At 57.0% G+C, this 13,745-nt stretch carries 12 protein-coding genes and 1 pseudogene; 2 read left to right on the forward strand and 11 right to left on the reverse strand.

All coding sequences use genetic code 11. The features are described from left to right. Nucleotides 1–19: 19 nt before the first annotated feature. From B5P46_RS01325 to B5P46_RS01350, 6 genes are read right to left on the reverse strand one after another with little or no spacing between them, the layout of a single operon-like run. On the reverse strand, nucleotides 20–1,237 hold the full coding sequence (locus tag B5P46_RS01325; protein WP_129417114.1) for a DegT/DnrJ/EryC1/StrS family aminotransferase: 1,218 nt from the start codon (nucleotides 1,235–1,237) through the stop codon (nucleotides 20–22). Continuing rightward, nucleotides 1,234–2,208, reverse strand: a complete 975-nt coding sequence (locus B5P46_RS01330) for an NAD-dependent epimerase/dehydratase family protein (protein ID WP_017957532.1) — start codon at nucleotides 2,206–2,208, stop codon at nucleotides 1,234–1,236. The genes B5P46_RS01325 and B5P46_RS01330 overlap by 4 nt, the downstream gene beginning before the upstream one ends. Further along, nucleotides 2,205–2,924, reverse strand: coding sequence for an acyltransferase (locus B5P46_RS01335; RefSeq protein WP_129417115.1), 720 nt, complete (start codon nucleotides 2,922–2,924; stop codon nucleotides 2,205–2,207). Before B5P46_RS01335 ends, B5P46_RS01330 begins: the two co-directional genes overlap by 4 nt. Then, nucleotides 2,914–4,017, reverse strand: a complete 1,104-nt coding sequence (locus B5P46_RS01340) for a DegT/DnrJ/EryC1/StrS family aminotransferase (protein WP_129417116.1) — start codon at nucleotides 4,015–4,017, stop codon at nucleotides 2,914–2,916. Before B5P46_RS01340 ends, B5P46_RS01335 begins: the two co-directional genes overlap by 11 nt. Continuing rightward, entirely contained in the window at nucleotides 4,014–5,051 is a 1,038-nt protein-coding gene (locus B5P46_RS01345; RefSeq protein ID WP_017957535.1) for a Gfo/Idh/MocA family protein, read from the reverse strand. The genes B5P46_RS01340 and B5P46_RS01345 overlap by 4 nt, the downstream gene beginning before the upstream one ends. Next, a complete protein-coding gene (locus tag B5P46_RS01350; protein WP_017957536.1) occupies nucleotides 5,051–5,554 on the reverse strand; it encodes an acyltransferase in 504 nt (167 codons plus the stop codon). Before B5P46_RS01350 ends, B5P46_RS01345 begins: the two co-directional genes overlap by 1 nt. A 550-nt stretch (nucleotides 5,555–6,104) precedes the next feature. Here B5P46_RS01350 and B5P46_RS01355 point away from each other — a divergent pair. Next, nucleotides 6,105–6,884 (forward strand): response regulator transcription factor, encoded by a 780-nt coding sequence (locus tag B5P46_RS01355; RefSeq protein ID WP_129417117.1) that lies wholly within the window; start codon nucleotides 6,105–6,107, stop codon nucleotides 6,882–6,884. Nucleotides 6,885–7,062: 178 nt separating this feature from the next. On the opposite strand, the gene B5P46_RS01360 is transcribed toward B5P46_RS01355, so the two are convergent. The 5 genes and pseudogenes from B5P46_RS01360 to B5P46_RS01385 form a co-directional block, all read right to left on the reverse strand. Further along, complete coding sequence (locus B5P46_RS01360) at nucleotides 7,063–8,904, reverse strand: glycosyltransferase family protein (protein ID WP_129417118.1); 1,842 nt, start codon at nucleotides 8,902–8,904, stop codon at nucleotides 7,063–7,065. A gap of 4 nt (nucleotides 8,905–8,908) precedes the next feature. Next, complete coding sequence (locus B5P46_RS01365) at nucleotides 8,909–9,952, reverse strand: UDP-glucuronic acid decarboxylase family protein (protein WP_129417119.1); 1,044 nt, start codon at nucleotides 9,950–9,952, stop codon at nucleotides 8,909–8,911. Between the two features lie 45 nt (nucleotides 9,953–9,997). After that, nucleotides 9,998–11,491: a sugar transferase gene (locus tag B5P46_RS01370; RefSeq protein ID WP_129417133.1), complete on the reverse strand. Its 1,494-nt coding sequence runs from the start codon at nucleotides 11,489–11,491 to the stop codon at nucleotides 9,998–10,000. Nucleotides 11,492–11,498: 7 nt separating this feature from the next. Then, nucleotides 11,499–12,365 (reverse strand): WecB/TagA/CpsF family glycosyltransferase, encoded by an 867-nt coding sequence (locus B5P46_RS01375; RefSeq protein WP_129417120.1) that lies wholly within the window; start codon nucleotides 12,363–12,365, stop codon nucleotides 11,499–11,501. 516 nt (nucleotides 12,366–12,881) lie between these two features. Beyond that, nucleotides 12,882–13,079: pseudogene (locus B5P46_RS01385) on the reverse strand (hypothetical protein); the annotation flags it as partial. 395 nt (nucleotides 13,080–13,474) lie between these two features. Between B5P46_RS01385 and B5P46_RS01390 the strand changes: the two are divergent. After that, nucleotides 13,475–13,745: DUF1565 domain-containing protein (locus B5P46_RS01390; RefSeq protein WP_129417121.1), on the forward strand; the 271-nt coding region annotated here is incomplete at its 3' end.

Below are 13,745 nucleotides of genomic sequence, written 5' to 3' on the forward strand. Positions count from 1 at the left end.
GCATCACGCAATCAGGAAATCATACAAGCGCGATGTCCCGATCGTGCTGTACGGCGGCGGGTATGCTGGCCCCCTCAGCCAATGAGCTTCGAAGTGCTTCGACAACCCTGACGATGTCGAGATCCGTCATCTGAGCATAAAGCGGCAGGATTATCGTTTGCCGCTGCGCTGCCACGCTTCGCTTCAGACTTGTGGCAACACGATGGGAACTTTGGCCCGAATAGGCCCCCTCCAGATGGATGTTCATCACACCGCGCCGGGTGGATATCCCCTGATCGAGCAGCGCTTGCATGACCGCCCTTTGGTCGACAGCATCAGGCAATCTCACACAAAAGCTCTGCCAGTTGCTGCGAGCCCAGTCGGGCTCGATTGGCAGCGTTAGCCCAGGGATCGTGGACAGGCGCTCTATATACTGCTCGGCAAGCCGCCGGCGCTGCGCAATCAGCTCCGGCAGCCGCCGCAGTTGCACCCGTCCGACCGCCGCCTGAAGGTCGGTCATGCGGTAATTGTAGCCTAGTTCCTCATAGTCTTCAAAGATCACCTGCCTCGAGCCGTGACGGACGGCGTCGGTGACGCTCATGCCATGCTGGCGCCAGAGGCGAAATTTTCGGTCATACTCGGAATTGGCCGTAGTCAACATGCCACCATCCCCGGTCGTGACGACCTTACGGGGGTGGAAGGAGAAGCAGGCAATGTCGCCATGCGACCTGCCAATTTTTTCCCAATTTCCATCCCAAAGGATTTCGCTTCCCGTTGCGCACGCCGCATCCTCGATGACCGGTATCGAGAGGCGCTTCCCGATCTCAACGACAGGGCGAAGATCGCAAGGCATGCCGAGCTGATGAACGCACAGGATTGCTCTGGTGCGGGGCGTGATGGCCGCTTCGATCAGGCTGGGGTCGATATTGTAACCATCTGCCTCGATGTCGATAAAGACAGGCACGCCATCGCAGTATCTGATGGCGTTCGCGGTTGCGATGAACGAATGACTGGCCGTAATGACTTCATCACCGGCACCGATACCTACCGCCATCAAGGCGAGATGCAGTGCGGTCGTGCAGTTTGAAACGGCGCAGGCATGTGCAGCGCCGACAAAGGCAGCGAATTCACTCTCGAAAGCGGCAACTTCCGGCCCCTGCGTCACCCATCCTGATAGAATAACGCGGCGGACAGCCTCCGCCTCCTCCTCTCCGAGAACGGGCTTGGCAACTGGAACTACAGGTAGCGACGGGCTCATGCAGCTTGGCCTCCTGCCGCATCGGTCTTCATCTTCCACCAGGCGACAAGGTCGCGAAGCCCTTGTTCCATCGATATTTCCGCTTTGAAGCCCAGGAGTTTCTCGGCCTTGCTGATATCGGCAAGACGACGGGTTACGCCGTTTACCGCGCGGGCTTCCTTGTGCTGCGGTTCGAGTGAGACCCCCATGATGCTGCTCAGCATCTGCGCGAGTTCCCGGAGGCTTATTTCCCTGCCACTCGCGACATTGAACACTTCATCCGTGACATCGCTCTTCGCAGCCAGCAGGTTTGCCCGGGCGATGTCACGTGCATCGACGAAGTCCATCGTCTGGCTGCCGTCTCCATAGATGAGGGGTGGCATTCCGGTCGCCAGACGCTCCATCCAGCGGATCAGCACTTCGGTATAGGCGCCGTAAACGTCCATTCGCGGCCCGTATACGTTGAAATAGCGCAGTGCCACATAGCGCAGGCCGTACATCTCCGCAAAGCTGCGAAGCAGCCCCTCGTTAAACGTCTTGGCCGCGCCGTAGATCGTCCTGTTATTATAGGGATGATGCGCTTCGGTGGTCGGAAAGCTTTCGGCCAAACCCAGCACAGAGGCAGAAGAGGCAGCGACGACTTTCGACACGCCTGCCTTTACGGCAGCTTCGAGAACATTGAACGTGCCTTCGGCCAGCACATCGAAAGCAAGCCGTGGGTCTTCCGCGCATTGCGTGATGCGGATGGCCGCCTGGTGAAAGACGATGTCCACGCCCTCGAAGGTTCTCGCCAACAAGGCTCTGTCACGAATATCTCCCTCGATGATGTTGACGGAGCCGCCACCGATTGCCGTGCTGAGATTGTCCCGGCGTCCACGCACGAAGTTGTCGAGGATGATAATCTCGCGCGGCTTCTCCAATGCGACGAGATCGGCGATATGCGACCCGATCAGGCCGGCTCCGCCGGTAATGAGTACCCGTTGATTTCTCACGATCTTCCTCCATGCGATATATCCAGCACAGGATCGGCTTCCGTGCGCCAACGTATGAACTTCGCCGGCACACCCGCCACGACTGAAAACGGTTCGACGTCGGAAACAACGACTGCGCCCGCTCCGACGATCGCCCCTTTTCCGATGCTCACGCCGGGAAGAATCGTTGCGTTCGTTCCAATATCGGCCCATGCGCCGATGCGGACCGGCTTGATTTCGAGATCGGTGCGAATGATCGGCACATCCACCGGCTGTGCTGTGTGGGTCGAGCCAAGCACCTTGGCGCCAGGGCCCCAGCCGACACAATCCTCGATAACCAGGTCGCGTGCATCGAAATAGGCCATCGGGCCGATCCAGACATTGTCGCCGATCACGCAAGTGCCGTCGAAGCGGCCCTGGATATAGGCCTGAGCGCCGATGAACACGCCATTGCCGATTTCAAACGTTTCGGGATGTTTGAAACCGGCGCCGCCCGCAACCTGCAGTCCGGTGCCGCAGCTCCGCGCGATCGCTTGCCAGATGGCTTTCCGCATCAGTGTGTCGACGACCCCGTCGCCTGTGGCGAAACGACCATAGAGGTCTATCAGGCCAGCGGGCCCGTATGATTGTCTGAGTTCTTCGACCAACCCAGTTTGGTAGCCAGGATCTGCCGGCCTTTCATGGCGACCATGGACCGCCTGCACCAGTCGAGCCTCGCCGGCGCGGTTAACTGACATAGGCGTACTCCAGCGCGGCGACCACCTGGTCAACGTGTCGTACAGGCATCTCTGGATAGATCGGCAGCGAGAGGACCTCCCGTGCCGCGGCTTCCGAGACCGGGAAATCCCCGGCCTGGTAACCAAGGTCGGCATGGGCTTTCTGCAGATGAACAGGGATGGGATAATGGAGCCCGGACGGAATGCCTTCCGCGCTGAGCAGGCGCTGAAGCCCATCGCGATCACGACTTCTTATGGCATAGACATGATAGACGTGACGCCGGTCGGATGCTTCGACAGGGGTCGTCAAAACCGTCGATCCGGCAAGCAGCGAAGAGTAGCGGCGCGCATGCGTGCGACGCGCCTCGGTCCAGGCTTCAAGGTGCCGGAGCTTGACACGCAGGATCGCGCCTTGAATGGCGTCCATGCGATAGTTAAAGCCCTTCAGCAGATGGTGATAGCGCTGCTCCTGACCCCAGTCTCGCAGCATGCGCATCGTCTTGGCCTGATCATCGTCATTGGTAACGACCATACCCCCCTCGCCGCAGGCGCCGAGGTTTTTGCCCGGATAGAAGCTGAAGCAGCCGGATAGGCCGATACTGCCGGCGCGGTGGCCTTTGTATTGCGCGCCATGGGCCTGGCAGGCGTCTTCGATGACGGGTATCCCGTGGCGCTCGGCAATTGCCTTGATCGCGTCCATATCGGCCATTTGACCGTAGAGATGGACGGGAACAATGGCCTTGGTCCGGGGAGTAATCTTTGCCTCGACCTCCGCCGGATCCATCGTGAGTGTCACCGGCTCAACATCGACGAACACGGGTCGTGCGCCGGTGTAGCAGATCGCCGACACGGTTGCGACGAACGTGAATGGCACCGTAATGACCTCATCGCCAGGGCCAACGCCCGCCGCAAGGAGGGCAAGATGCAAGGCACTCGTTCCGGTGTTGACGGCTATTGCATGCTTGACGTTGCAATAATCTGCGAATTCCTGCTCGAAATGCGCGACCTCGTCGCCCAATACGTACTGCCCTGAGGCGAGGACGCCGAGCACGGCGGCGTCGATCTCACCCTTAATTGATTGATATTGTGCCTTAATGTCCAGGAACGGGATCATGCGATGCGCCTTGCCTCTTCGAGCTCGATGATGCGACCGCGCTGGGCCAACGACCGGCTTGCTGCTTCCAGAATCCGAACGACGCGCAGGCCGGCATGGCCGTCCGTAATGGGCCGCGAATTCTGCTCGATGCACTCGACGAACTGATCCAGTTCGCGTTTCAGTGCTTCGGTCATATCGAGCTTGGGCGCCCACATGTCGCCGCTGCGGTAGCCGACCATCATCTGATGCACTTTCTCGCCGTAAGCCTGTGAATTCGGGTTCAGCGTGATGCCCTTGTCGTAGACCTTGATTTTTTCGCTGGGCTCCAGATCGTCGTAAACGATCATCTTGTTGCTGCCACCGATCAGCGTGCGGCGCACCTTGACCGGCGCCAGCCAATTGACGTGGATGTGTGCGATGAGCTTGCTTTCGAAGAAGAGCGTCAGATAGGCGATGTTTTCCGGCTCGCCGAGTACATGGCTCATGCCTGTCGCTGAAACAGCCACCGGCCTTTCCTGCACAACATGGTCCAGGATGGAGAGATCATGCACCGCGAGGTCCCAGATGACGCTGACATCATGCTGAAAGAGCCCGAGATTGACCCGAACCGAGTCATAATAATACATGTCGCCCAAGCCGTTCTCGACCAGTTCGCGCATCTTGCGGACGGCGCCGGTGTGAACGAAGGTATGATCCACCGCCAGCACGAGGCGTCGGCGTGTGGCCTCTTCGACCATCCGCGAGGCTTCCTCTGTTGTCGATGCCATCGGCTTTTCGACGAAGACATGCTTTCCGGCCATCATAGCCTGCATTGCGAGCTTGAAATGGGTGAAGACCGGCGTCGCGATAGCGATGGCATCCACTCTTGGATCACGCAGCACTTCCTCGAAATCATCGGTAATCGTCACTGCGGGGTAGCGGCTTTTGACAGCCGCCAACCGGTCAACATTGAGATCACAGACAGAAACGAGGTGCGCTCCGGCTGCCTCCGAGATGTTGCGAACCAGATTCGGCCCCCAATATCCATACCCAACAACAGCGATGCCGATCATCACATTCCCTCCAACGCGTGCATGTCAACTGGCCCGTCATTGACACGGCCGATAACCCTGGCTGGAACGCCCGCGACGATGGCGCCATCCGGCACGTCCTTTGTTACAACCGCTCCCGCTCCGACCTGGGCAGCCTCTCCGATCGTCACGCCGGGCAGAATGGTGGCGTTGCTGCCGATCGATGCGTGGCGCTTGACAAGCGTGGGGATGAGAATCCAGTCGGCCTCCGTCTGCAGGCTGCCATCCCGATTAACGGCGCGCGGGTAGGTGTCGTTCGTAAACATGACCCCGTGGCCTATGAACACGCCATCTTCCAGGGTCACGCCCTCACAGAGGAAGGAATGGCTGGAGATCTTACAGTCTTCTCCGACGATGACGTTCTTCTGAATCTCGACGAAGGTGCCGATGCGGGTTCCTGCTCCGATCGTGCAGCCGTAGAGATTCACAAGATCTCGATGGTGGATGACGCTGCCTTCACCCAGCTTGACGTTTGATGCAATCATCCCTGCAAACTCCCTACTCCTAACAGGCCCGATTTTCAGTCAAACAAATAATCGTTCGATTGCGTCCAAGTTTCACACCAACAGGACAAATACTTCTCTCCATTCCAAAGAGAATTGTTTTCTTCATCTGAGTAAAGAAACAAAACGTTTAAGCTTATCCGCCGAAAGGCGTATCTCCTTAAGACGACTTACGCCCTGGTTTATGCCCCTGACCATCATTGGTAGTGGGGTTACCTCCCGCACTCGTCGGCTGGCTTACGTCGGAGACAGCGATGGTTTCCATGCATTTAGGGGTTCATCGCCAAACGGCGACGCAACAACAGAGACTATCCCGCAAGCTCTCTAGTAAGACCCAGGTCTATACTCAGGCTTATCTTCAATATCTTATCCAATTATGGAATCTGTGTAGTACTTAGCCTATATTAGCTACTGTAACGATCGGCGAATTGTGGTATTCGATTCCTACTTTAGAGTTTCCTAAACCCCCGTATTGAGAGGGGTTGGTACTCGGGCCTTAGTTGAGCGTAACGTGTTAGGGGAGGGTGAAGCTGTGAATTCAGCACTTATACCGAATTTGGACCTCAGGCAGGAGACCGTAGCTCTTCCCCTCAGGCTAGAAAATAATCCGAACACACCTGCCGTGCCGGGAAGACACACGCATTCGCTTGTCATTCTCGATAATCGTGAGCTCGATCGTCAATGCCTGGCGCAATGCATGGCTGCCCAAAAAGCGGATTTGCAGATTTTGGCTTTTGGATCAATTGAGGAGTGGAAGCAGAAGCGCGACGAATATCCTCCGCTTTCGGCAATCCTCTTGAACGTCGGCGGCAAAAAGATCGATGAACCGACGGTTTCGGAGCAAATCCGGAAGCTTTCGTCGGAATTCGCATCAACGCCCCTCATCGTATTGGCCGATAGCGACGATTTCGGTCAAATCGTCAGGGCACTTGAGTACGGAGCCAAAGGGTTCATACCCGCCTCGGTCAGCGTCAGTGTCTGTATGGAGCTGATCGCGCTGTCAGTGGCAGGAGGAATTTTTGTGCCTGCAAGCGCCCTGTTCGCCATGCGTCACTTGCTGGACTCGAGCAATTCGACCGCACGCCCACTAGCCGGCATATTCACGGATCGTCAGGTCGAAGTCGTGGAGGCGCTCCGACGCGGAAAGGCAAACAAAATTATCGCTTATGAGCTCAACCTGCGAGAAAGCACTGTAAAGGTGCATGTTCGCAATATTATGAAAAAGGTCAAAGCGACGAACAGAACGGAAGTCGTGTTCAAGCTCAACGATCTTTTTCTTTCGGGCGGCTCTGCGGCAAACAGCCTGTGCTGATGCGATCGGCCGATCAGATCTTGCATCGCATCACGAGCGCATTCTCGCTCTAAACATCCTCGGTGGCTGCGCGACAAATACGCCACCGAGTCCCCGATTGCATCTTCAGCCTCACCTGGGAAGTTTGTCATGCACGCCTCTCCAGGTGAGGCGGTCTGCATGTGCGATTTTCCCACAGCTAATTGCCGGTGCCCATAGGAAGCCTGGAAAGCGCCGTTCGGATCCTGCGCAACGGGCCTTTCTGCGAATCGGGGACCAGACGCCGCGCAAGATGCCAGAAGTATCGGAACTCAGGCAGCGGCGGTACATTCGGCCTCAGGCCATTCAGGCGCAGTCCGACCATCAGGCCATCGACGCCTGAATATACTCGCAGACGCCAACCAGCATCACGTTTGAAGTGTAGAAATGTTACTTTCTCGCCGGCGCCGCTTTGGCCGACGGGAGCGTGACGAAGAACATTTGCAAGATCTGGCTGCTGACACCGCTCGAGAATATCGGAGAACCATACAAGCCATTCGGAATCGCTCCGATCGGGAATCTGATGAATGCTTTTTCGATCCCTGCCATACCGTCCCGAGACGACCCCATCGCCTGAGCGACCGAGTTGCGCGATGACGACGCGCGCGCGCCTGAATTCGTCGTGGGATAGAGATGGATAGAAATCTTGCAGCCTCCGCGCCCGCTCAAACTGGCCTCTGCAGATCAAAGCGAGAAGGAAGTACGCCCACTCGACCGGATCCGGGTTGAGTGCCCCATATTCGGTCATGGTCACCTTGACCAGGTCCACCAGAAGGTCATAAGCGCGCTCGGCGTCGCCCTCCTGCAAAGCACAGATGGCAAGGCGGAATTTGGCTTCGGGCAGGTAGGATACATAGTCCAGGCAGCGCGCGTAGCACTGCTTGGCCTCTTCAACCCTGCCCTGCTCGAGAAGCAAGTCGCCCTGCTTCAGTAAAGCGCGATCGCTCGCTTCCCCCACGATATGGACGCTCTCTTGCTTGGAGATCCGCTGGACCTTTGTAAGATCGCCGAAGGGGCCGGACTGGATGATCTTTTCACCGAACTGCAGGCCCTTGTTCAGCATGAACCACTGATATATTTGCGGCCTGTGGCTCAACGTATGACACGAGTGGATCAAGCTGTAACCGGCTCTCGTGATACGCTGTATTTCGTCGGGATGGGCAAAAAGGTAATCCAGTCGCTCGACGACGTTGTGGCCGTCAACAAAGACACAGTTCTCCATGTCGACAAAGCCGGCTGCCTCCACGGCTGCCGTGCGTTCCGTCACGAGACAGGCCTTTGCCCCAGGGATCTCAAAATGCTTGCGTACCACCTCGCCGCCCATAGTGCCGCATGTGGGGACGACGAGGCTCGCGTTGAGCGCACGCGCATAAGCCTCTCCAGACAGGAGCTGGGAAGCTAGCTTGCTCTCATAGGCGTGTTGCGGCGAGACCAGGCAGGGGTAACGGTCGCGGATTATCGGAAAGACCGTCTGTCGCCAGGGATAAAGGCCGTAGGCCTGACCTGTGAGCATGGCCGGGATGACCTTTTGCTGGCCATAGTCGTGGTAGACTTCGGGATCGATGAAATTTGGCCAGACGAACAGATTCTCCTTCACCGCCGGCATATATTCCGGAGTCATCGTTGCGATCGCGAAATACGCCTCGATGCCCCACTGCTCCATATCGGAAAGGAAGCCCGCGCGTCGATCGCACCATGCGTCGGCGTTATGAAGGCCAAGCTTCGGAACGGCGATATGGGTATTGGTGTTGGTGATTTTTATCCGACGCGAGCCATGCGACCGATAACCGCTTTCAAACAGCGTCAGATCCGGCTCGTACCTGTCGCATATCTCTGCATAATCGCAGTCGCGATTAATGACGACGACATCGAAATGTGTTGCGAGGCATTTGACCTGCTGCTGCATGTGCAGCAGCAGGTAACCGGCCGCGTTCGCATTGGGCTGATGGTCCCATTGAAAAAAAACGAGCCGCGGCTTTCGATCATTAACGTTGCTATTCATGTCCCTATCGAATGGCTTCAGGAGAAGTGAGTTCGACGTTCGCAGACGCCAGATGCGGATAAGCCTCTTGCGAGGACTTGGCGCTGGGCCAGTTCCTTGCGCCGCCGGAAAGCTTCCACTCGAAATAGGCGATCGTTCTCTCAAGCCCCTCACGAAGGTTCACCTTCGGCTGCCAGCCCAGTTGTTGCGTTGCGCGGCTGATATCGGGCTTGCGCTGTGTCGGATCGTCAACCGGCAGATCCTTGAAGACGATGCCGGACTTCGATCCGGTCATTTCAATCACCATTTCTGCCAATTCACGGACCTGGAATTCTCCGGGGTTGCCGAGATTGATGGGGCCTGTGACCCCAGTGGGCGCGCCCATCAGACGGATAAAGCCGTCGATCAGGTCGTCTACATAGCAGAACGATCGTGTTTGCCTGCCGTTGCCAAAGATGGTGATCGGCTCGTTTCGAAGCGCCTGAACGATGAAATTGGAGACGACACGGCCGTCATTGGTCTGCATGCGCGGCCCGTAGGTATTGAAGATCCGCGCCACCCGAATTTCCACGCCATATTGACGATGATAATCGAAGAACAGCGTCTCTGCACACCGCTTGCCTTCGTCATAGCATGCCCGCGGGCCTATGGGACTGACGCTGCCTCGATACTCCTCGGGTTGAGGGTGGACTGCAGGATCGCCATAAACTTCGCTTGTGGATGCCTGGAAGATCTTCGCCTTGGTGCGTTTTGCCAAGCCGAGCATATTGATGGCTCCGTGCACATTAGTCTTCACGGTCTGCACGGGGTCGTGCTGATAGTGGACCGGAGATGCCGGGCAGGCGAGGTTGTAGATCTCGTCGATCTCCACATAAAGTGGGAAGGTAATGTCATGGCGGAGCACCTCGAAGCGAGGATCGTCAAGAAGATGCAGTACATTGTCGCGCGAACCGGTGTAGTAATTGTCCACGCAGAGAACGTCATTGCCCTCTCGCAAAAGCCTTTCACACAGGAATGATCCCAGAAATCCGGTGCCGCCGGTTACCATAACTCGCTTTTGTCCGTGCATTGGTGTGCTCCGTTGTTGACGGTTGCCTCGCGGAAGCGAGGATGGTTAGTAGGCTCCCCTGCGTTTGAAGACCGCAGGGATTGTGCTGAGAATAATTTGGCAGTCGAGCCACAGGGACCGGTTGTCGATGTAGAACTCGTCGAGTTGCTGCTGCAGTTCGATATCCGCATTGCTTCGTTCAGATATCTGCCAGAGGCCCGTCAGCCCCGGTGTTACCGAACGCCGCTTGTCACGAAATTCGCTATCCATCGCTGAGAGGTGATATTCTGGAAACGGACGCGGTCCGACGAAGGCCATATCCCCTGCAATGATGTTCACCAGTTGCGGGAGCTCGTCGATGCTCGAAGCGCGCAGCATATGTCCTATAACCGGAAGGATGCGCGGATCGTCCTTGAGCTTGAAGTGGCTCAACCACTCGGCGCGCATGTTAGGGTCGTCTCGGAATAGTGCTTCAAGGCGCTGTTCTGCATCTTGGTACATCGTCCTCAATTTCAGGACGTGCACCGGCTTACCGGACAGCCCTTCCCTGGTATGCCGGAAGAAGACGGGGCCCGGATCGATGGCATAGATTGCGGCCGCTGCAATCGCGATGAATGGCGCGACCACGATTGTTGCAGGGATGGCGATTGCGAGATCGAGGATCCGGCGAACCAGGTCCGAGTTCACTGAACTCCTACTGTTGGTGAGGCGAATACCGATTTCTCCGCCGACATCCCCAGGTCGCAATCCGCTTACCTTGAGGCTCGGCGTATCGGACAGCAAAATGACTTCGGCGAACTTCCGACGCATAGCCGCCAAATCGGGTGCAAGCGCGCCTCTGTCGCCCGCAATCACGGCAATGGATGGCCCGCCGTCGGGCAATGCCTCCAAACTATCGGGGGAAATGGCCTCCGGCCTGATGCCATACTGCCAGTGGTTCTTGAAATGGGCCACGAGAGCGGGAGTAAGGTTGCCTCCCCCTATGACAACCGCGCGCTCCCCCCAGACTCCAAGTTTCCAGCACAGGCCCCGTGCAAGCCAATGCACAAATGGCTGAACAATCAGCCCGAGAGCGAGGAACCCAATGACGGCAAGCAGCAGTCGTTCCCCCTCCGGCAGGATAATTGCTCCAAACGCCGCCAGGACAGCCACCTTGACGGCAGCTGCAGTGCGCCGCCGCAGACGTTCGTGGTCATGCAACCGATATCCAGGATAGAGGCCGACCGATGCGTAAAGAATAATCGCGGCGAGTGCTGCGATCGTGAACGTACGCGCCGCCAGCGTGCCCTCCAAACCACTGGGGAAAAAGGACAGGACAACAAAATAGGCAACCAAATAGCTTGCAATGTCGCCGGCGACCAGCAAGGACGAGGTTGCAAGCCGAGGAAGCCGGCGCCGTAGTGCGGCGGGCATATTCAGCCCTGCCCGGTCAAAGGGATCGGCGGTCTTAGCTGCTATGGGCGGCACGGAACCTGCCGCAATCGCCCGCGACGTCATGTCATTTGATGTGGCTGCCTTCGACGGACCCGGTGTCATTGCTGGCGACGCAAATAAGGACATGATGGCTTTACACCTTTGCAGCTGCTGCTTTTGGCGCGCTTGATCCAAAAACCGCGTCTTCGATCGGAAACTCCCGAAGCCCCAGTCTCTGGAATGCCGTCAGTGAGATGAAGGTCGGCACGACGACCGCATAGCGCCGCCACAGCCGTCGCGGCTCGCATAAAAGACGAAACGCCCATTCGAAGCCGCTTCTTTGAATGAACCTTGGAGCCTGCCGCTTGAGGCCGGCGTGGAAATCGAATGCGGCTCCGACACCGATGAGCATCGATGCTTCCAGACGATCGCGCATGCGCGCCATCCAGAGTTCCTGCTTGGGACTGCTCAGCCCGACCCAGATGATATCGGCGCCCGATCGATTGAGCTGGTCAGCAATCTCCGTTTCCTCCCGCGTCGACAGTCTGCGAAAAGGTGGCGCATAGGAGCCGACGATCCGTGCTTGCGGAAATTTTGCGAGAAGGCGCGCCTGCAGTTGTTCGAGCGTTTCGGCCGTTGCGCCATAGAGGAAGTGGCGCAAGCCCTTGGAGCTGCCGGAATCGAAAACGGATAACATGAGGTCCGGTCCATAGACCCTGTCGCTTTCGGCATGACCAGCACGCTTCAATGCCCATACCAACGGCATGCCATCAGGAGTTACGAGGAAAGCCCGGTTATGTATCGACCGGAGCTCGGGATCATCTTGACATCGGACGACGCCGTGTGCGTCGCGAACGCACACATATTCCTTCCTGCCGTCTTCGATCGCTTTTTGAATAAATCCAGTCGCGCTTTTGAGATTAACTGCCGAAATGCGAACGCCAAGTACATTAATCCATTCCAAAGAACTCGTTCGATTGAGAACTGAATCTTGGCTGCCGTCTGCTGATTGCTTTCTCATGACCTGCGCTTTCGCGATCTAAACTGTCATCAGAATATGCTTCCAAGACGATTGCCTCCATACTTGCGGCTCTAACTATTGGACGTAGAAGAGAATTCATGTTTCTACGTCTTACGCCGAGATAGGTTACATATTCGAAGTAAGGCAATGTACCCCCACTGCTTGCCAGGTTGCTCTTTTTGATGAGCGCTGTCCGGAAAGAGCGGTTTGACCTCGGCAAAGCCGAACGCAGCTCGTCAGCCCGCCAGAGCGCAACCGAAAAGTCCAGTGCGCCCACAAGGCAGACCTCCACGAGGAGCGCAATCGCATCGAGCGCTTCTTCGGCAAGCTCCAACAGTCTCGACGTATGGCTAAAATCGTCGATATGCTTCTTTACAACGCGGCGAGAAAAACCAGGGACCCTGCGGGGCGGCCCGCTTATGCGATGAATATGGCGCATGCATCTTGCACACCGGATCGATCAAGCCGGGTCAGCCGACGGAGCAAGCTGCGTCCCGAGGTCTCGCACCAGCGGTCGAACTTGGTCGCCCGCTCAGACACGGTCTGGAACGAGACATCGATACCACGCTCGGCAAGCAGATTGTCGACATAAGGCAGGCCCAGCGGAAACGGAAAGTGTAGTCACACCGCATGCGCGATGATCTCGGCGGGAAAGCGGTGGCGCATGAAATGCTGAGCAATGGGTTGGTCGAATCGATACGGTGGACCTCCCATTGCCATCTCGATCAGCACCAATCGTAAGGCGATACTGCCCAAAATTGCCGAATTCTGAAAAAAATGTCGATTCCGCATTTGGCGGGGACAATCCAGCCACGCCCGTCAGGTTTTTCTAAAGTTTTCAATGGATGCATGTCGCTCTGGTTGCAGAAAGAATAACTCGCGGCAAGCGAGATATTAATACTGCCACATTTTGGTCGACTCCAAATTCACCAAATATTTCAAAACGTAACTTTGGATCGATTCGGATATTGTGGCAGCAATAAGGCTATGCTTCTCAAGCACTTACTGTTGCGTTGCTGTTGCGCCCTCCAAAATGTCGCCCTATAACCTGCCGCCGTAACGCAGGATTAACCACAAATATTAACGGGCGGGGGTTGAGGAACAAGACCATGACAACATACTACGTAGCAACGACTGGCAGCAACGGCGGTAACGGCAGTACCTCCTCTCCCTTCCGCACGATCGGCGAGGCGATGTCGGCGAACCTTAGACCCGGCGACGAGGTCGTGGTGAAGGCGGGGACCTACAACGAAGCTATTAACATCGACAAAGACGGCTCGGCGGCAGCCGACATCACGCTGCGCTCGGAAGTGCCCGGCGGGGCGCTGATCCGGCCGCCCGCGGGCTCGTGGAACGCGATCAGTGTCAACGCCAACTACG

The organism is Rhizobium leguminosarum (assembly GCF_004123835.1).
Classification (GTDB): Bacteria; Pseudomonadota; Alphaproteobacteria; order Rhizobiales; family Rhizobiaceae; genus Rhizobium; species Rhizobium leguminosarum_M.

What these genes read in the sequence shown, in the direction of transcription:
- B5P46_RS01335 (WP_129417115.1), bottom strand. Translation starts at nt 2,924, where the DNA reads ATGTCAGTTAACCGCGCCGGCGAGGCTCGACTGGTGCAGGCGGTCCAT.
- B5P46_RS01375 (WP_129417120.1), bottom strand. Translation starts at nt 12,365, where the DNA reads ATGAGAAAGCAATCAGCAGACGGCAGCCAAGATTCAGTTCTCAATCGA.
- B5P46_RS01370 (WP_129417133.1), bottom strand. Translation starts at nt 11,491, where the DNA reads ATGTCCTTATTTGCGTCGCCAGCAATGACACCGGGTCCGTCGAAGGCA.
- B5P46_RS01345 (WP_017957535.1), bottom strand. Translation starts at nt 5,051, where the DNA reads ATGATCGGCATCGCTGTTGTTGGGTATGGATATTGGGGGCCGAATCTG.
- B5P46_RS01325 (WP_129417114.1), bottom strand. Translation starts at nt 1,237, where the DNA reads ATGAGCCCGTCGCTACCTGTAGTTCCAGTTGCCAAGCCCGTTCTCGGA.
- B5P46_RS01340 (WP_129417116.1), bottom strand. Translation starts at nt 4,017, where the DNA reads ATGATCCCGTTCCTGGACATTAAGGCACAATATCAATCAATTAAGGGT.
- B5P46_RS01365 (WP_129417119.1), bottom strand. Translation starts at nt 9,952, where the DNA reads ATGCACGGACAAAAGCGAGTTATGGTAACCGGCGGCACCGGATTTCTG.
- B5P46_RS01360 (WP_129417118.1), bottom strand. Translation starts at nt 8,904, where the DNA reads ATGAATAGCAACGTTAATGATCGAAAGCCGCGGCTCGTTTTTTTTCAA.
- B5P46_RS01350 (WP_017957536.1), bottom strand. Translation starts at nt 5,554, where the DNA reads ATGATTGCATCAAACGTCAAGCTGGGTGAAGGCAGCGTCATCCACCAT.